The organism is Streptomyces antarcticus, from assembly GCF_026627255.1.
GTDB lineage: Bacteria > Actinomycetota > Actinomycetes > Streptomycetales > Streptomycetaceae > Streptomyces > Streptomyces antarcticus.
Genome location: NZ_JAPNLM010000021.1, coordinates 48,769 through 66,622, shown reverse-complemented (window position 1 = coordinate 66,622; position 17,854 = coordinate 48,769). Strand labels below are relative to the sequence as shown.

Genomic DNA, 17,854 nt, shown 5'->3' with positions numbered 1-17,854 from the left:
CGTCCTTGTCGTCAGAGGAGTTCTCGTGGCCGTCCGTCATCACCTCATCCACCGTCCGCCCCGCGCGGTCTGGGCCGTACTGGCCGACCCCCGCCGCTACGGAGAGTGGGTGGTGGGCACGTCCGAGTCGACGCCACTGGACCACTCCTGGCCCGGAAAGGGTGCCCGGCTGCGCTACACGGTCCGGCTGGGGCCGTGGTCCGCGCAGGGCACGACGACCGTCCGCCACGAGGTGACCGGCGAGGAGCTGGAGCTGGAGGCGGCGTTCAAATCGCTCGGCACGGCGAGGATCTTCCTCCAGCTCAGGCCGTGGGGCGAGGAGACGCTCATCGTGTGCGACGAACACCCCCTGCGCGGCCTGGGAGGGACCCTGCACAACCCCGTCAGCGAGGCGGCCCTCCAACTGAGGCACCGGGGCATGCTGGCCCGCCTGGCCAGGATCGTGGAGGAACAGCCCGAGCACGAGACGGTACGTAGTGCCTGACGCTGTGGTGATCGGCTCGGGCCCCAACGGCCTGGTGGCCGCGAACCTGCTGCTCGACGCCGGGTGGAGCGTGGAGGTCCTGGAAGGCCAGGAAGAGCCCGGAGGCGCCGTGCGCAGTGACCGCGGGGTGCACCCGGACTACGTCTCCGACGTCTTCAGCGCCTTCTACCCGCTCGCGGCCGCCTCCCCGGTCCTCGCCCGCCTCGCCCTCGGCGCCGAGGGCCTGCGCTGGGCGCATGCCCCGCGCGTCCTGGCGCACCCCCTGCTCGACGGCGGGTGCGCGGTGCTGGAGCGCCGTGCGCAGGACACCGCCGCGGGGCTTGCGGAGTTCGCGGCCGCCGACGCCGACGCCTGGCAGAGCATGTACCGGACATGGAGCCGGATCGGGCCGGACCTCGTACAGGCCCTGTTCACGCCCTTCCCGCCGATCCGGTCCGCACTCCGGCTGGCCGCGAAACTCCGGGCCTCCGGGGGGCTGCGGCTGGCCCGGAAGCTGGCCCTGCCGGTGCGGCGCCTGGGCGAGGAGGAGTTCGCCGGGGAGGGCGGCCGTCTCCTGCTGGCAGGCAACGCCCTCCACGCCGACCTGGCTCCCGAGGCCGCGGGCAGCGGCGGCTTCGGCTGGCTCATGTCGATGCTCGGCCAGAGCCACGGCTTCCCCGTGCCCGTCGGCGGCGCCGGCGCCCTCACGGCGGCACTCGTCAGCCGCTTCGAGCGCCGCGGCGGAGTCCTGCGCTGCGGGGAGCGCGTCGCGTCCGTCGTCGTCCGCGGCGGCACCGCGGTCGGGGTCGTGACGGCGGGCGGGGAAACCGTCGACGCGCGCCGGGCCGTGCTGGCCGACACCTCCGCGCCCGCCCTGTACCGGGACCTCGTCGGTGAGGAGCACCTGCCGTCGCGCCTCGTGCGGGACCTGGAACGCTTCCAGTGGGACTTCGCGACCTTCAAGGTCGACTGGGCCCTGACCGGCCGGGTGCCGTGGACGGCTCCCGGAGCGGCCGGGGCGGGTACGGTGCACCTCGCCGACGGCGTGGACGGCCTCACCCGATTCGCCGCGCAGATCGCCATGGGACACGTACCCGACGAGCCGTTCGCCCTCTTCGGCCAGATGACCACGGCGGACCCCAGCCGCTCACCGGCCGGTACGGAATCGGCCTGGGCCTACACCCACCTTCCGCAGCACATCACCGCCGACGCGGGCCCCGACCACCTCACCGGCAGGTGGGACACCCGCGAACAGGAAGCCATGGCCGACCGCATCGAAGCGCAGGTGGAACGCTTCGCACCCGGCTTCCGCGCGTTGATCGCCGCACGCCGCATCCTGGCCCCCACCACCCTCCAGGCCATGAACGAGAACCTCCACAACGGCGCCATCAACAACGGCACCACTGCTCTCCACCAGCAGCTGGTCTTCCGCCCCACCCCCGGCACAGGCCGCCCCGAGACCCCCGTCAAGAACCTCTACCTGGCCTCCGCGGCCGCCCACCCCGGCGGCGGAGTCCACGGCGCACCCGGCGCGAACGCCGCCCGCGCCGCCCTGAGGCCCCGCGGCGCGCAGACCCTGCTCCACCGCGCCCAACGCGTCTGACGGCTCCCGCGCACGGACCGGCCACCTCACCGCGCCGAGACCGCCCGCAAACGCCTGCAAATGCCCGCAAACGCCCGATCCAGTGCATCACCGCTGCCGTACCGCCGGCCCTCGTGTGCCCGGTGACGCCGGATGGCGAGGCTCGTTGTACATCAACGCATGGCGGATCGATTCGTCGGGCACGGCCATGAGGTGCCTCTTACGGCTGGTAGACGATGTGAAGGCGGAGGTAAACCGCCCATGGCGGCGAATGACAACCCGACCATCAGAAGGATCCGGCTGGGCGCGGAGCTCCGTCGGCTGCGCTTGGCACGTGGCCTCACCGGTCTGCGGGTCGCCGAGCACCTGATGGTGTCCCAGCCCAAGATCAGCCTCATGGAGACCGGCCGCCGGGCGATCAGTCCGCGGGACGTACGGGACCTGTGCGGTCTGTACGGAATCGCGGACCAGCAGGTCGTGGACGGGTTGATGGGGATGGCGAGGGAATCGGGACGGCAGGGCTGGTGGGTCGCCTACGGCGAGGTCCCCTGCTCGGTCTACATCGGGTTGGAGATGGAAGCCTCTTCGATCAGTTCCTACGAGCCCATGGTGGTTCCGAACCTTCTGCAGACTCCCGCCTATGCGGCCGCAGTTGTGGCGGAAACGATTCCCCCACCCACCTCCGGACAGGTCGCGGCACGTGTGGAGGTACGGATGCGCTGTCAGCACCGGGCTCACCATCCGGCCCGTCCCCTGCGCCTGTCCGTCGTCCTGGACGAATCGGCGCTGTGCCGTGTCGTCGGGAGCCCCGACATCATGCGCGAGCAGCTTGAGCACCTGAACCGTCTCGGTGCGCAACCGCACACCACCGTGCAGGTCCTCCCCCACGACGTCGGGGCGCACCCCGGGCTGTCCGGACGGTTCTCCATCCTCCACTTCGCCGACGCGCCGGGGACAGGGACGGGGACGGTCTATCTCGAACGGCTCACCAGCGACCTCTACCTGGAGAAACGATCGGAGGTCCTGAGCTACGGCGTGATGTACGACCGCCTCCGGGCCCTGGCTCTGGACCCGGAGAGCAGCGAGCGCCTCATCACCCGTACCGCGCTGACCTACGCGGGACGAGCCGACGGGCGCGCGTCGCGCCCGGCAGGACCGGACTGCGGGCCGGACGGCGCGGACTGCGGGCCGGACGGCGCGGGCTGCCGGCTCTGCGGTGGCAGCGATACGGAAGCCGGGGAAGCGGTCGCCTGCCGCCAGGGGCGGGCCCGCCGGACCGTGCGACGGCACAGCGCGGCCAGTGAGGTGTAGAAGCGGTCGGGGAGGAAGACGGCGTCCGCCACGATCATCGCTCCGGAGAACAGGGGCAGTCCCATGACCAACGCGATGCCGGTGTGCATTCCCAGCAGCATGGTCAGGACCGGGTACTTGAGTCTGCCGAAGAGCACGAAGGGGAAGGCGACTTGTAGGAGCACCGTCGCGTAGGTGGTGATCGCGATCAGGATCGCGTGATCGTCCGCGAGGTGGGAGAGCGCCGGCCAGGGCTGGAAGAGTTCGAGGTTCAGGACGTAGTGGAGGGCGGTACCGCTGCCCCAGGATGCGCCCTGGACCTTGTACAGGCCTGCGGACCCGTACAGGAAGCAGACCTCTGCCGCCATGACGAAGAGGGCGCAGTTGTGCACGACCGTCGTCAAGGTACGGCGCGTGGCGCGGAGCTGAGGCGAGGACGTCCTCCTCGCCTGGTCGAGCGCTCCGCTCGCACGGGCCGCGTGGAGGCGAACTCTGCGTGCGTCCAGGGACCAGCGGCGGCCGCACGCGGTGAAGGCGAGGTAGACGGCCATCAGCAGGATCAGGTTGTCGCCTCCGTCCGTCATGAAGATCGCCTTGGCATGGAAGGAGGTGACCACGACGGCGAACAGAACGGACGTGGCACGGGTCCGCCACCCCAGCATGAAGAGCGCGGAGGTGAAGAGGGCCGTCCCATAGCAGAGTTCGAAGTAGGCAGCGCTGTCGGACAGGGCCAGGACGCTGTTCCATCCCGTCTGGTCGTACAGCTGCTGCGACAGCGCCGGCGTCCACGGGGAGCTGGGCCCCCAGATCTCGTGACGGTGCGGGAACTCGCGTAGGAGGAAGAGCAGGTAGAGCGATCCGTAGCCGGCTCGCATGACCGCCACGGCGTACAGCGAAACGGGCCCGCCGGTGACGAGCGCGATGCCGCGCCGCGCGACCCCGTGCAACTTCTCGATCGTGGAGCCCTGCGGCGCCGATGCTCGGGCGGTGGACCGGGGAATGGGCTCAGTTCCCATGGGAGGTCACCTTCCACCAGGGCAGGAGCCGCTCGTCGGCGGGCATCGGCGGGCGGTTGCCGGTGCCGGGTGCGGCGATCGGCTGTGTGAGGACGCGAAGTTGGATGAAGTCGAACGGGGTGCCGTCGCCGTGGGCCGCGACGCGGTCCGCGGCGATGTTGCGCAGGTACGTCCGCATCATCACGGCACGGTCCGAGGCCGCCTTGTCGTCGCCTCCGTGTGTTTCGACGTACGAGGTCCAGGCCCGGCGCAGGAGATTCTGTGTCGTGTGGCTCGGAAAGACGTTGTGCTTCACGGCGGAGTGGTCCACGGCGCTGAGGTCGAACCAGGTGGTCACTTGGGCCGTACCGTTCGGTCCGGTGCGTGCGGTCCTCGCAAGGATCCGACGGTTGACGGAGTCGGGTTCCGGTGCGAAGAGCCGCCAGTTCTGTTCGAAGAGTGGGTAGATCCAGGCGTTGATCTGCGGGCTGAACCGGTTCGAGACGGAACTGGGGGGCGCGACGTGGAGGAACAGCAGCACGACATGGGTCAGAGTCGTCAGCAGACACAGCGCCACGGCCGCGCGGCGTGCCGCGGTCAGCACACGGACCCCTCGCAGCGGCGCGCTCGGCGCCGTTGTTTCCTCGTGATGTTCCTGTGGCTCCGGGGTGGAGCCGGCCTGTTGGAGTTCCTCGACGGCCGCTGATCTGTTTCCGTTCAACACGCCCCACCCTGCCCTTCTCGTTTCGGCTGCTCCCGCCTGGTGCTTCTGCCGGACCCGGCATACGGCGGAGCCGATGAGGGCTCCGCCGCGCGCCGTCACCCGGTGGGCGGGCTTCGTGCAGTCGGTTGCCTAGCCCTTGAAGGCCTCGTGCTCGAAGTTCACGGGCGCGGCGCCGTAGCCATGGTGTCCGCCGGGCTTGTTCCCGTGGCCGGGCTTCCCGGGCCCTTCGGGACCGTCGTGGCCGGGCTTGCCCGGTCCCTCGCCGTGGCCGGGGCCCTCACCGTGGCCCGGTCCCTCGCCGTGGCCCGGTCCCTCGCCGTGGCCCGGTCCCTCGCCGTGGCCCGGTCCCTCGCCGTGGCCGGGGCCCGGCCGACCGGGCTTACCGACGTTCCCACCGGTGATGCTTCCGCCCGTGCTGTGCCCGCCTGTGGTGTTGCCGACGGTGCTGGCTCCGGTCGTGTTGCCCGCGGTGTTGCCCGCGGTGTTCCCCGAAGTGTTGCCGGAGATGTTCCCCGACGTGCCGCCGGTCACGATGCTGGCGATGGGACCGCCGAGCAGCCCGCCGCCGGTCGTCACACCGCCGAGGACACCGCCGAGGACACCGGACGTCCCGCCTGCCGTACCGCCCGTGGTACCGGCTGTCGTTCCCGTCGTGGTGCCGGTCGTGGTGCCCGTCGTGGTGCCCGTCGTGGTGCCGGTCGTGGTTCCGCCGGTGGTGCCGGTCGTCGTTCCGCCGGTGGTGCCGCCGGTCGCGCACGTCCCCAGGAAGATCCGGTTGGTGTCGAGCGTCACGGCGCCGTTGCGAGCCAGTGCCCGGCCCTCGATGTTCGCCCCCGTGGTCACGCTGATCGAGGTCAGCGCCATGATCGTCCCCACGAAGGTGGAGTTGGTGCCGAGCGTGGCCGAACTGCCGATCTGCCAGTAGACATTGCACGCCGAAGCGCCATTGGTGAGGAGCACCCGGCTGGACGATGCCGTGGTCAGCGCCTCGGGAATCTGGAAGACCCACACGGCATTGGGATCTCCTCCCGCGTCCAGGATCAGGTCACCGGTGAGTCCGACACCGGCCACCGCCGTGTGAACGCCGGGGAGCAGGGTGTTCGCCGCACCGATTCCTGCGGGCAGCGCGAAGTCCGTGGCCTGGCCGGCCGCGTTGTTGTAAGCCGTGACCAGGTCGCTCTTGGCTTGCAGGGCGACAGCGTCCGCGGCGTGCACGGCGCCGAGCATCAGACCGGGCGGGAAGCCGGTAACCGCCGTGCCCGGGTGCACGCCGAGGTCACGGCTGATCACGGAGTTACCCGTGTTCGTCACCTGGGAACCGGCCAATACCGAGTAGCTCGCCGCTGTGGCCAGCGGCACCGGGATGGCGATCGCCAGTGCGGACGTCGGAGTGACGGCGACCATGACGGCGGCGACCGTCGCCGCGATACCTGAGGCCAACCCGCCGGACAAAGCGCGGCGCCGAGCCGCTTGAAGGTTTCTCAGTTTCATCGAGAGGCCATTTCCGTGAGGGGCCGTGGCGTGCCGGGACCTGCCCGATCGCCCGGGAAGCCTGATGGATAAAACGGCATATTACGCAGTGAGTTGCGCAGAGCAACGACAGCCCCGAGCGCGGAGGGGGCGCACTGGGCCATAGTCCGGCGAAAAATGCGCCGGTAACATCCGAATTCGCAGGTGAGACAATCCGATGTAGGACTAAGGCGCAGGGTGCATTTACCCCATCCGGGTTATTCTCTTCGCCCCTTGGCTGATAATCAGACCCATCCACGCATGCGAGCATTAAGCCATTCCGGCGATTCGAATAATTCTCGGGGATCGGGTGAGCCTGTCGTGCGGGCGGGCCGGGCGCGCGCCCTGACCGAGCTGGTGCAGGCGTTCGTTCACCGTTCGTTCCGCTCGCGGCGGGAGCTCCAGGGCTACCGGCTGCTCCGGCATGCGGACGTACCGCAAGGCGCGTACAACGGGGGAGGCCGGCCGACATCGGCATCACGGCACCGCACACCCCGGTGACGGGGCATCACCCACCCCGGGCTCACAGCAGTCGCACCCATCTCACCCCGGCCATACCCCCGCACGGGCAGCACGGCGTCGGCCGGGCGAGCCCGGTGGCGGGTGGAACTCCATCCCCCCTCAGGGCGGGGTCGGGCGGGGGTCAGACGTCCTCGGGCGGCGTGCTCGAGGGCTGGGGGAGCAGCGTTCGGGTGGCCGCCGAGGCGCGCAGCTCCTCCAGGACTTCGATCTGCCGCTCGGCGCGCTCCAGGAGGGTGTCCAGACGGTCGACGGAGAGACGCTCGTCGGTTTCCGCGAGGGCGTGCAGGGTCCGCCAGCAGGCTGCCTTGCCCTGGACGCCCAGGAGCATCGACTCCGCTTCGAGGACGTCGCTGAGCGGGGAGCGGGTGAGGAGATGGCCGTTGGGCTTGAGGCGGCCCGCCTTCTCGGCGAGCCAGCCCATGGCGGCTTTCGAGCGGCTGGTGGGCACCCCCAGATCGCTCATGAGCCGCGTCAGCGAGTCACGGTCCTCTTCGACCTGACGGGCCAAGTCGGCCAGTGCCGTGCCGCTCTCCGTGTTCGCCTGCGCCGACGCGGCCCGCCGGAACAGTTCCAGGCCGCCCGTGGCGCCCGCGTAGTGGTCATTGAGATAGGTCGCCAGGAAGTCGGTACTTTCGGGGCCGTCGGCCCCGCCCCCGCTACCGCCGGCGTTGGACGCTTCCCGGTGCATCTCCCGCTCCACCGAGGCTCCGAGGTCCGTCCAGCTGTCTACGAACTTGTTCAGTCCTTCGCGTTCAAGCGTGTCGGTGACATCGGTGAATTCGATGCCGGCGTGCTCCAGCGCCTCCAGGTGGGCGGCGGCGGCCGTGAAGTCGTCCGCGTTCGGCGGGTGGGCGGGCAGGGTGCCGTGGTCGGCGAACGCGGCCAGGGTGGCACCCGGCATGGTGTTCACGGTGCCCGCGATGACGAGTTCGCTGACGTACATCGTGTCGGGGTAGGACGGGTCCTTCACCCCGGTGGACGCCCACAGGGGCCGCTGGACCCGTGCGCCCTCGGCGGCGAGGCGCTGCCAGCGCGGCTCCGCGGTCATCCGCTCGTACGCCCGGTACGCGAGGCGGGCGTTGGCGACCGCGGCCTTGCCCTTCAGTGCCCGGGCCTCCGGGGTGCCGAGGGCGTCGAGGCGGCGGTCGACTTCGGTGTCGACGCGGGAGACGAAGAAGGAGGCGACCGAGTGGATGCCCGACAGGTCGCGTCCTGCCGCCCGCGCCTGCTCCAGGCCGCTCTGGTAGGCGTCCATCACATCGCGGTAGCGGTCCAGGGAGAAGATCAGCGTGACGTTGACGCTGATGCCCTCGGCGATGACAGCGGTGATCGCCTTCAGCCCTTTGCGGGTGGCCGGGATCTTGACGAGCAGGTTGGGCCGGCCGACCGTCTGCCACAGCTTGCGGGCCTGGGCGGTGGTGGCGTCGGCGTCCTGGGCCAGGCGGGGGTCGACCTCGATGGAGACCCGCCCGTCGGTCCCGCCGGTGCGCTCGTAGACCGGGGTGAAGGCCTCACAGCCGTTCCGTACGTCGTCGGTCGTCAGGGCGAAGACCGCGTCGTCGACGTGTGCGGCGCCTGCGCCGAGGCCGCGCAGCTGCTCGTTGTAGCGGTCGCCCTTGGACAGGGCGGAGGCGAAGATCGTGGGGTTCGTGGTGACCCCCACCACGTGCTTGTCCGCGATCAGCTTGTCGAGCTCGCCACCGGCCAGGAGCTCGCGGGACAGGTCGTCGAGCCATACCGACACTCCGGCCGCGGACAATTCGGCAAGCGGGTCGGGGCCGGCGGATCCAGACATGGGAAACCTCCATGTGATGCGGCGCCGCTCGCGCTGAGGATGCTTCCCACCCGGCGGGCGGGCTTGCCGGCGACGGCACTCGACACCGTGGTTCCCTTCGCGCATGCCCGCATCGCCCTGCGGCAAGCGCACCGCCGCCACTCGGTGACGGGTCTGCCGGTCTGCTCCGGCGCCCCTCGCCCCGCGCTGGTGAGCACCGGGCCGGGAGGGTGGTTCCGCGGGCTCCTGCCGAGGGGGAGGCCCGCAGGGCTCTGGCGGCCGGCCGGCATCCTGTGCCGGGACGCGCTGCGCACGGCTACGCCGAGTGGGCGCACCCCCTGGAGGCGCGGGGTGGTGCTGGAGGGCCATGGGGATGGTCCTTCCGCCGCCTCCCGTGGCCCTGGGGGCCCCGCTCCCGCGGGAAATGTTGACTGCATCCGCTCGGGTGGTCGGCGCGGAAGAGGGACGGGTGCGCGATGGGGCAGGAGGACGGGGTGAGCTGGGATGCCGATGTGACCGTCGTCGGGGCCGGGGCGGCGGGGCTGTCCCTCGCGGTCGGCCTCGCGCGGCCCTGTTCCGGGGGAGGGCCGGCGCCGCGGGTGATCGTGGTCGACGCCCCGCCGGGACCGCTGCGTCCGCCGGTCCGGACCTGGTGCTTCTGGGAGGCGGGTGCCGGTCCGTACGACGGGCTGCTGGCCGCGAGCTGGAACCGGCTGCGTCTGTACGCGCCGGACGGCGCGGTGATCGACCGTCCGCTGGGCGCGATGAGGTACAAGATGCTGAGGTCGGATCGGTTCGAGGCGGCCATGGCGGGGCGGCTCGGCGGGTACGGGGTCGGTGTGCGGTTGATGACGGTGGACTCGGTGCGGGACTCCGGCGGTGGCGCGCTGGTCCGCGGCCGCGACGTGTCGGGGGCGCCCTCGGTGGTCCGGTCGGGAATGGTGTTCGACTCGCGGCCACCGCGGCGGCTGCCCGCCGCCCGGACCACGCTGCTCCAGCACTTCCGGGGATGGTTCGTGCGGACCGCCGAGCCTGCGTTCGATCCCGACGTGGCGACCCTGATGGACTTCCGCCTCCCCCAGCCGCCCCGGGGACTCGCCTTCGGGTACGTACTGCCGCTCAGCCGGTACGAAGCGCTGGTCGAGTACACGGAGTTCTCCCGCTCCATCCTGGACGGGGCGGCGTACGAGCGCGCCCTGCACGACTACTGCACGTCGGTTCTGGGCCTCGGCGACTTCACCGTGGGCGAGCGGGAGCAGGGGGTGATCCCGATGAGCGACGGCGTCTACCCCCGTCGCGGCGGGCGTCGGGTCCACTTCATCGGAGCGGCCGGCGGGGCGACCCGGCCTTCGACCGGCTACACGTTCGCCGCGATCCAGCGTCAGAGCCGCCACCTCGCCGAGGCGGTGCGGGCGGGTCGCTCCCCCGCCCGGGCCCCGGCCGTACACGGTCGCCGGGCCCGGGCGATGGACGCGGTGCTGTTGCGCGCGCTGGACACCGGGCGGGTCGACGGCGGGGCCTTCTTCTCCCACCTCTTCGCTTCCGTGCCGGCCGAGCGGGTCCTGCGGTTCCTGGACGGCGCCACCTCGCCCGTCGAGGACTTCGGCATCGGTCTGCGCACCCCCGTTCTGCCCATGCTGCGGTCGCTTCTGGAACTGCCCCTGCTCCGCCGATCCGTCCCGGCCTCGGGGCCCGGACGGTACTGAAAGGCTGTCATGTCACTGCTGCGCGACGACGCCCTGTCGGTTGCCTTCGACCAAGCCGCGGCCCGCTACGACCTGCTGGTCGCGGCGAGCCCCGGCTACCACGGCCATCTGCGCCGCTCGGCCCGCCGTCTGGGTCTGCCGGACGCGGGCCGCGGCGCCCGCGTCCTGGACCTGGGCTGCGGTACCGGCGCCTCGACGGCAGCGCTGTTGTCGGTCGCGGGAGAGGCCCGCATCACCGGGGTGGACGCCTCCGCGGGCATGCTGGGGCGGGCCGCGGCCAAGGACTGGCCCGTCGGCGTCGACTTCGTGCAGGCCTCGGCCGACCGGCTCGGCGAGGCCGGCGTCCACGGCCCGTTCGACGCCGTGTTCGCCGCCTACCTCTTGCGCAACGTGCCCGATCCCGACCTGACGCTGGCCCGCGTGCGTTCCGCGATGGCGCCGGGCGCCCGGATCGCCGTGCACGAGTACGCGCTGGGCGGGAGGGCGGTGCACCGGGCGCTGTGGACGGCCGTGTGCCGGACCCTGATCATGCCGCTGGGCCGGGCCGGCGGGGACGCCGGGCTGTACGAGCACTTGTGGCGCAGCGTGCTCGGCTTCGACACGGCGCCGGAGTTCGCCGCGCGGATGCGGGCGGCCGGGTTCACGGAGGTGCGGGTGCTCCCCCTGCCGGGCTGGCAGACGGGGATCACGCACACCTTCGTCGGGCGGGTCGCCGCGTGAGCGGGGCCTACCCGGGCCGGGACCGGCGGGCCCGCCGCGTCGAAGCCCGCGGCGGGCGGCCGCGGGCCGAGGGGCACGGGCCGCGGGTGGCCGTGATCGGCGGGGGCATCGCGGGCCTGTCGGCGGCCACGGTGCTCGCCGAGCGCGGTGTGCGCGTCGTGCTCTTCGAACGGGACGCACAGCTCGGGGGCCGGCTGGCGGGATGGGGGACGCGGCTGGCGGACGGCTCGGAGGCGACGATGACCCGTGGCTTCCACGCGTTCTTCCGGCAGTACTACAACCTGCGGGCACTGCTGCGCCGAACCGATCCGGGGCTTCACGGGCTGACGGGGCTGGCGGACTATCCGCTGCGCCACCGCGACGGCGGGCAGGACAGCTTCGCGCGGGTGCCGCGCACGCCGCCGCTGAGCGCGCTCGGCTTCGTCGCGCAGAGCCCGTCGTTCGGCTGGCGCGATCTGGGGCGGATGAACCCGCGCGCGGCCCTGCCCCTTCTGGACGTCGGTGTCCCGGGGGTGTACGAGGCGCTGGACGGGGTGAGTGCCAGCGAGTTCCTGGCCTCGATCCGGTTCCCCGAGGCGGCGCACCATCTGGCGTTCGAGGTGTTCTCGCGGAGCTTCTTCGCCGATCCGGCGACGCTTTCGGCGGCCGAGCTGGTGCTGATGTTCCACATCTATTTCCTCGGCTCCAGTGAGGGGCTGCTGTTCGACGTGCCGCGCGAGCCGTTCCCGCAGGCCTTGTGGGATCCGCTGGCCCGGTATCTGGGCGGGCTCGGCGTGGACTTGCGTACGGGCACGCCGGTTCACGAGGTGCACCCCGTGGGCGAGGAGCGGGTGGAGGTCGTCGCGGGAGCGTCGCGCGAGCCGTTCGACGGGGTGGTGCTGGCCCTGGACACCGGGGGGCTGCGGGCGGTGGCCGGGGCGTCGCCGCGGCTCGTGGGTCCGGCGTGGCGGGCATCGGTCGCGCGGCTGCGGACGGCGCCGCCGTTCCTGGTGTCGCGGCTGTGGCTGTCGCGGCCGGTGGCGGGCGGCCGGCACGGGTTCCTCGGCACGAGCGGCTTCGGCGACCTCGACAACGTGAGCGTCCTGGACCGGTGGGAGGGCGAGGCGCACCGGTGGGCGCTCCGGAGCGGCGGTTCGGTGGTGGAGCTGCACGCGTACGCGGTCGATCCGGCGGAGCGGCGCCGGGACGTGGAGGAGCGGCTGGTGGGCCGGCTGCGTGAGGTGTATCCGGAGACGGCGGACGCCGGGATCGTGGATGTCCGGCACGAGTGGCGTGAGGACTGTCCGCTGTTCACGGTGGGCGGGTACCGGGATCGGCCGGGTGTGCGGACGGGTGATGCGCGGGTGGTGGTGGCCGGGGACCTGGTGCGTACGGGTCTGCCGGTGGCGCTGATGGAGCGGGCGGCTACCAGCGGGTTCCTGGCGGCCAATGCGCTGCTGGCGCGGTGGGGTGTGCAGGGCGAGACGCTGTGGACGGTCCCGGACCGGGGGCGGTCCACGGCGGGCCGCCTGCTGGCGGGCCTCGGACAGCGGGCGCCCCGCGTTCCGTAGTGGAGCGGGCCCGGTCGGAGCGGTCGCTTCGCGCCGGGTTCGGTCAGCCGGGGAAGCGGCCTGTGCTGCGCAGCTCCCAGCGGCGCTCGGCGTAGGCGAGGTCGTCGCGCCACAGGCGGCCGGCGGTGCGGCGCACGAGGGGCCGCAGGAGGGGGGCCGCGGTGCGGGCGAGGGTGAAGCCGGGGCGGTGCGAGGTGGCGATGACGGCTTCGGTGACCCGGGTGCGGGGGCGGCCGTCGCGGCCGGGCCCGAGCGGGGTGGCGTGGGTTTCCACGACGGAGCCCCGGCCCTCGCCCTCGGTGATGCGCATGACGACGGTGCGGGGGCCGGGGGCGGTGAACTCGGCCGTCACGGGTACGACGATGCGGCGGGACATCTTGAAGGAGACGCGCACGGTCAGGACGTCGGTGTCGGCGCCGTCGTCGAGGACGGTGAGGTCGACGAAGGAGTAGGGGTGGAACCAGGCCCCGTGCCAGGGGTCGAGGCGGTTGGCGACGATGTCCTCGGGCTCGCAGGCGCCCGTCCCGGTGTAGACGGCGGCCAGGGAGCGGGCGGCGGGCGGGCGGGCCGGCACGGCGGGCGCTTCGAGGGGTACCTCGCGGCCGCGGCCGTCGAGCCGTACCCAGGCGAGGACGCCGTCGTCGTGGGCGGGGCAGGGGTTCCATCCGGCGAAGGGGGCGCCGGTGAGGGCGAGTCCGTGCCAGGGGCAGACCAGGGTGCCGCAGCGGACGGCGGCCTGGGCCAGCGCGGCGCCCAGGTGCGGGCAGGCGCCCGGTCCGGCGACGAGCGCACCCTCGGCGTCCCGCCAGGCCACGATCTCGGTGCCGTCGACCGTCACGCCGTACCCGGTGTCCGTACGGACGGCGCTGCTGGGGCCCAGGACGTACCAGTTGCCCGTGGGCCGGGCCTGCGCCCGTTTGAGGGCGGCGTCGATGAGCCGGGGCGAGGCGTCGCGCCAGGTCGGTTCCTGCCGGTGCCAGGCCACCGGTCCGCGGCGCAGGCTGACCGGGATGCGGCGGCGGGGGAAACGCGGGCTCATCGGGCCGTCTCCTTGGCGGCGGGGGCTGCGGGGGCTGTCAGGCGGCCCGCCGCGATCCGGGCCAGTCCGGCGGCGGCGACGGCCGCCCTGCGGGTGAGGGGGACCGCGGAGCGGCGGTGGACGCCGGCGTACCCGTCGCGGGCGACGGCGTCGAGGATCTCGCCGTAGAGGACGAAGGCGGTGCGGACGCAGGGCCGGGAGCGGGGTTCGAGCATGTTCAGGCCGGGTTCCGCCCTCGCGTAGAAACGTCGGGCCAGGGCGGCCGCGGAGCGCAGGGCGTGGGTGATGCGCGGGTCGCGGCGGCCGGTGCGTCTGCTCCAGAACAGCAGGTCGCGGTCGACGCCCTCGGCGGCGAGGAGGTCGGCTGGCAGGTAGACGCGGTCGCGGTCGAGGTCTTCGCCGACATCGCGGATGAAGTTGGTGAGCTGGAACGCCTCGCCGAGGGCGGCGGCGTGCGGGGCGGCTTCGTCGCGGGGGGCGGTGTGGCCCAGCACGGGGAGCATTTGGAGGCCGATGACGGCGGCGGAGCCGTGCATGTAGCCGCGCAGCGCGTCCAGCGTGTCGTAGTCGGTGACGGTGAGGTCGCTGCGCATGGAGGTGAGGAAGTCGTCGAAGTGACTGTGGGGGATGCGGTAGTGGTGCGCGGTGTGGGCGACGGCGGTGACGACGGGATGGTGGCCGGTGCCGCCGGTGATCGCCGTGTGGAGGTCGCGCGAGAGCGTCTGGAGCCGCTGGGCGCGGTCGCCGGCCACCGCGGGGGCGGCCAGGTCGTCGACGATGTCGTCGGCGAGCCGGGCGAAGGCGTAGAGGGCGTGCACGGCGGGGCGGCGGGAGGCGGGCAGCAGCCGGGTGGCGAGGAAGTACGTCTTGCCGTGGCGGGCGTTGAGACGGCGGCAGCGGTCGAAGGCGGCGCGCAGGGCGGGGTCGGTGATGGCGGCGGCGTCGAGTTCGCGTCGCGTCATGCGGGGCTGCCTTTCGTCGCTGAGGGAAGTGGCGCCGTGGTGCGGGGGCCCGCGGGCAGGCCGGTGATGCGGGCGGCGGCGAGACGGCCGGAGATCAGGACGGTGGGGACGCCGACGCCGGGGGTGGTGCCGCAGCCGGCGAGTACGGCGTTGGCGGTGCCGCGTACGAGGTTGCGGGGCCGGAAGGGGCCCGTCTGGGGGAAGGTGTGGGCGACGGAGAAGGGGGTGCCGGCAGCGTGGCCCTGGGAGGTCCAGTCGGCGGGGGTGACCAGGACCTCGGTGTCGATGGCGTCGGCGAAACCGGTCAGGCCGCGGTGCTCCAGTTCGCGCAGCAGGCTGTCCCGGTAACGGGGGCCGAGGTCTTTCCAGGAGGCGGCCGAAGGGCCGACGGCGGTGTTGGGGCAGGGGGCGAGCACGTAGTGGGTGTGCTTGCCGGGCGGGGCGAGGCCCGGGTCGGTGGAGGTGGGCCGGGTGATGAGGAGGGAGGGGTCGCTCATCAGGCGGCCGGTGCGGGTGAGTTCGCGGAAGGTCTGTTTCCAGGCGGCACCGAAGGAGATCGTGTGGTGGGCCAGGTCCGGCCAGGTCCGGTCGGTTCCGGCGTGCAGGACGACGGCCGACGGGGAGTGGCGCAGGGCGAGCGGGCGGCGCGGGCGGGCGCCGAGCAGGCGGTAGGAGACGGGCAGGTCCGGGGTCAGGACGACCGCGTCGCAGGGGATGCGCTGGCGGTCGGTGACGACGGCGGTGATCCGGTCGCCGGTGCGCTCCAGGCGGGTGACGCTCTGCCCGTAGTGGACGGTGGCGCCCGCCTCGGTGGCGGCGGCGGCCAGCGCGGCGGGGACGGCGTGCATGCCGCCCTCGGGGAAGTACACGCCGGCGATGGTGTCCATGTAGGCGATGACGGCGTAGGCGGCGAGCGCGCGGGCCGGCGGGACGCCGGCGTACAGGGCCTGGAAGGAGAAGACGCGCTGCAGCCGCTCGTCGGTGATGAACCGGCCGATGGCGGGCTGGAGGCGGCCGAATCCGCCCAGGGCGGCGAGGCGGGCCAGGTCCGGGTGCAGGAGGGAGAGGGGCGAGTCGAAGTTGGTGTCGATGAAGCGGCCCATCTGCGCCCGGTACAGGTCGTGCAGCCAGTGGCGCAGGCGGCGGTAGCCGGCGGCTTCGCGGCCTCCGGCGAAGCGTTCGATCTCCGCTTCCATGGCCTGGGCGTCGGTGTGGACGTCGAGGCTGCTGCCGTCCGCGAACCGGGCGTGGTAGGCGGGGTGCAGGGGATGCAGGGTCAGCCGGTCGGACATCGTCTGGCCGACCGCGGCGAAGGCTTCCTCGAGCAGGTGAGGCATGGTCAGGACGGTGGGGCCGGTGTCGAAGCGGTAGCCGTCGCGTTCGATGAGACCGGCCCGGCCTCCGGGGAGGCGGTCGCGTTCGACGAGGGTGACCCGGCGGCCGGCGCCGAGGAGGTGGAGGGCGGCGGAGAGGCCGGCGAAGCCGGCGCCGATGACGACCACGTGATCGGTGCGGCCGGTGACCGTCCTCATCGGGCACCTCCGCGGCGGGCGGCGGGTCCGGCGGCGTCGTCGTGCGGTGGGGGCGAGGCGACCTGTCCGAGCAGTTCGGTCAGGTGCCGGGCGGCGGGGCCGTGCAGGCGGGCTGCGGCGAGGTGGCGTTCGCAGGTGCGTGCCAGGCGGTCGATGCGCCGCTCGACGTGTGCGGGCGCCCCGGTGGAGTGAAGGGCCGTACGGACCGAGGCGAGGTCGGGGCCGGAGAGGGGGGCGCTGCCCCGGCAGGCCTGGAGGAGGTCGATGACCTCGGTGTCGCCGGTGGCGCGGGCGCGCGCGTGGGCGAGGGCGAGCAGGTACGTCGCCTTGCCGGAGCGGAGGTCGTCTCCCGAGGGCTTGCCGGTCACCGCGGGGTCGCCGAACACGCCCAGAAGGTCGTCGCGGAGCTGGAAGGCGATCCCGGCGCACCGGCCGGCTGCGGCCAGGGAGCGGCGGGTGGTGTCGTCGGTCCCGGTCAGCGCGGCGCCCAGGGCCAGGGGCTGTTCGACGGTGTAGCGGGCCGTCTTGAGGCAGACGGTGCGGATGGCCTGGGCGGCCGAGCGGGTGGCGGTCGCCTGGCCGTGGAGGTCGAGGTACTGCCCGGCGACCATCTCCGTCCGCATGGCCCGCCAGATCCGCAGGATGTCGGTGCGTACGGGCGGGTCGAGGTCCGTCCCGGCGACGATGTCGTCGGCCCAGGACAGGGCGAGGTCTCCGGCGAGGACCGCGACTGACTGGGCGAACGGCGCCGGGCCCGCTTCCTCGGGGGACGTGTTCGCCGGGAACTGGAGTGCGATCTGCGCGTGGAACGAGGGCCTGCCGCGGCGTACCGCCGACTGGTCCATGACGTCGTCGTGGACCAGGGCGCAGCTCTGGATGAGTTCGAGCGCGGCGGCCAGGCGCAGCGCTCCGGCGGCGTGGCTGTCCGTGCCGCCGCAGGCGCGCATGGCCCACCACAGGAATCGGGGGCGGATCCGCGAGCCGCCGCCGAGGGTGAAGGCGGCCAGCCGCTCCGCGACGTCGGTGGCGAAGACCGGGTCGAGGGACCGGCTGTACGCGACGGACTCGGCGCACAAGCGCGCCAGTTCCTCCGTGACGGCGTGGGTGACGTCGGCGTCGACGGTTGCCGCGGCAGTGGGCTGGGGGGCTTGTGCGGTCTGCCGGCGGGGGGTGGTGATGAGGTGCCGGGCAACCGACTTCGCGTGCATAGAGTCCTCCGTGTCGTGAAGTGGTGCTTGCCACCTGTTCCGCTTCCACCCGGCGTACGGCTGCGCTCTCCCGCGGCCCCGGACCGTGCGAGGCATTTGTCCCCCGCGGGCGGAGGGACTCAGACAGCAGGCGGCGCCCGTCCACCCGATGGGTGCATCGATACGGCGCGAGCGGCGGCGGGGCCGAGCGCCTCCGAGCGGTGCCGGCGTACTTCCGCGCACCGACTCGGTCGCGCCCGCGCATACGCCGCCGCGCCCCACCCGTCGCGGCCGTGGAG

Annotated in this window: 13 protein-coding genes and 1 pseudogene; 6 read left to right on the top strand and 8 right to left on the bottom strand. The window is 72.9% G+C overall.

Going from position 1 to position 17,854, the window contains the following annotated elements; genetic code table 11:
* Positions 1 to 25: 25 nt before the first annotated feature.
* From OTB16_RS27505 to OTB16_RS27495, 3 genes and pseudogenes are all read left to right on the top strand, one after another.
* Positions 26 to 484 (top strand): SRPBCC family protein, encoded by a 459-nt coding sequence (locus OTB16_RS27505; RefSeq protein WP_267723483.1) that lies wholly within the window; start codon positions 26 to 28, stop codon positions 482 to 484.
* Positions 477 to 2,066 carry a phytoene desaturase family protein gene (locus tag OTB16_RS27500; protein ID WP_267723482.1) on the top strand — a complete coding sequence of 530 codons (1,590 nt, stop codon included), beginning with the start codon at positions 477 to 479 and terminating at the stop codon, positions 2,064 to 2,066. The genes OTB16_RS27505 and OTB16_RS27500 overlap by 8 nt, the downstream gene beginning before the upstream one ends.
* Before the next feature lie 132 nt (positions 2,067 to 2,198).
* A pseudogene (locus tag OTB16_RS27495) lies at positions 2,199 to 3,134 on the top strand (DUF5753 domain-containing protein); the annotation flags it as partial.
* A 23-nt stretch (positions 3,135 to 3,157) separates the two neighbouring features.
* On the opposite strand, the gene OTB16_RS27490 reads toward OTB16_RS27495, so the two are convergent.
* The 4 genes from OTB16_RS27490 to tal all read right to left on the bottom strand — a co-directional run bounded on the left by OTB16_RS27490 (position 3,158) and on the right by tal (position 8,880).
* Positions 3,158 to 4,351, bottom strand: a complete 1,194-nt coding sequence (locus OTB16_RS27490; RefSeq protein ID WP_420717807.1) for an HTTM domain-containing protein — start codon at positions 4,349 to 4,351, stop codon at positions 3,158 to 3,160.
* Positions 4,341 to 4,934 (bottom strand): DUF5819 family protein, encoded by a 594-nt coding sequence (locus OTB16_RS27485; protein WP_267723481.1) that lies wholly within the window; start codon positions 4,932 to 4,934, stop codon positions 4,341 to 4,343. Before OTB16_RS27485 ends, OTB16_RS27490 begins: the two co-directional genes overlap by 11 nt.
* A gap of 249 nt (positions 4,935 to 5,183) precedes the next feature.
* Complete coding sequence (locus OTB16_RS27480; RefSeq protein ID WP_267723480.1) at positions 5,184 to 6,545, bottom strand: ice-binding family protein; 1,362 nt, start codon at positions 6,543 to 6,545, stop codon at positions 5,184 to 5,186.
* A gap of 661 nt (positions 6,546 to 7,206) precedes the next feature.
* On the bottom strand, positions 7,207 to 8,880 hold the full coding sequence (gene tal, locus OTB16_RS27475; RefSeq protein ID WP_324290887.1) for a transaldolase: 1,674 nt from the start codon (positions 8,878 to 8,880) through the stop codon (positions 7,207 to 7,209).
* A gap of 473 nt (positions 8,881 to 9,353) precedes the next feature.
* Between tal and OTB16_RS27470 the strand changes: the two genes are divergently transcribed.
* Genes OTB16_RS27470 through OTB16_RS27460 form a run of 3 tightly spaced genes read left to right on the top strand, consistent with a single transcriptional unit; the run spans position 9,354 to position 12,835 of the window.
* The gene (locus OTB16_RS27470) at positions 9,354 to 10,565 is read left to right on the top strand and encodes a lycopene cyclase family protein (protein WP_267723479.1); all 1,212 of its coding nucleotides are present in this window, start codon (positions 9,354 to 9,356) and stop codon (positions 10,563 to 10,565) included.
* A 9-nt stretch (positions 10,566 to 10,574) separates the two neighbouring features.
* Complete coding sequence (locus OTB16_RS27465) at positions 10,575 to 11,285, top strand: class I SAM-dependent methyltransferase (RefSeq protein WP_267723478.1); 711 nt, start codon at positions 10,575 to 10,577, stop codon at positions 11,283 to 11,285.
* Positions 11,282 to 12,835 carry an FAD-dependent oxidoreductase gene (locus OTB16_RS27460; RefSeq protein WP_324290886.1) on the top strand — a complete coding sequence of 518 codons (1,554 nt, stop codon included), beginning with the start codon at positions 11,282 to 11,284 and terminating at the stop codon, positions 12,833 to 12,835. The genes OTB16_RS27465 and OTB16_RS27460 overlap by 4 nt, the downstream gene beginning before the upstream one ends.
* A 43-nt stretch (positions 12,836 to 12,878) precedes the next feature.
* Here OTB16_RS27460 and OTB16_RS27455 read toward each other — a convergent pair whose 3' ends face one another.
* Genes OTB16_RS27455 through OTB16_RS27440 form a run of 4 tightly spaced genes read right to left on the bottom strand, consistent with a single transcriptional unit; the run spans position 12,879 to position 17,576 of the window.
* Complete coding sequence (locus tag OTB16_RS27455) at positions 12,879 to 13,874, bottom strand: Rieske (2Fe-2S) protein (protein ID WP_267723477.1); 996 nt, start codon at positions 13,872 to 13,874, stop codon at positions 12,879 to 12,881.
* Positions 13,871 to 14,836 carry a phytoene/squalene synthase family protein gene (locus OTB16_RS27450; protein WP_267723474.1) on the bottom strand — a complete coding sequence of 322 codons (966 nt, stop codon included), beginning with the start codon at positions 14,834 to 14,836 and terminating at the stop codon, positions 13,871 to 13,873. The genes OTB16_RS27455 and OTB16_RS27450 overlap by 4 nt, the downstream gene beginning before the upstream one ends.
* Positions 14,833 to 16,368, bottom strand: coding sequence for a phytoene desaturase (locus OTB16_RS27445; protein ID WP_267723473.1), 1,536 nt, complete (start codon positions 16,366 to 16,368; stop codon positions 14,833 to 14,835). The genes OTB16_RS27450 and OTB16_RS27445 overlap by 4 nt, the downstream gene beginning before the upstream one ends.
* On the bottom strand, positions 16,365 to 17,576 hold the full coding sequence (locus OTB16_RS27440) for a polyprenyl synthetase family protein (RefSeq protein ID WP_267723472.1): 1,212 nt from the start codon (positions 17,574 to 17,576) through the stop codon (positions 16,365 to 16,367). The genes OTB16_RS27445 and OTB16_RS27440 overlap by 4 nt, the downstream gene beginning before the upstream one ends.
* Between the last annotated feature and the right edge of the window lie 278 nt (positions 17,577 to 17,854).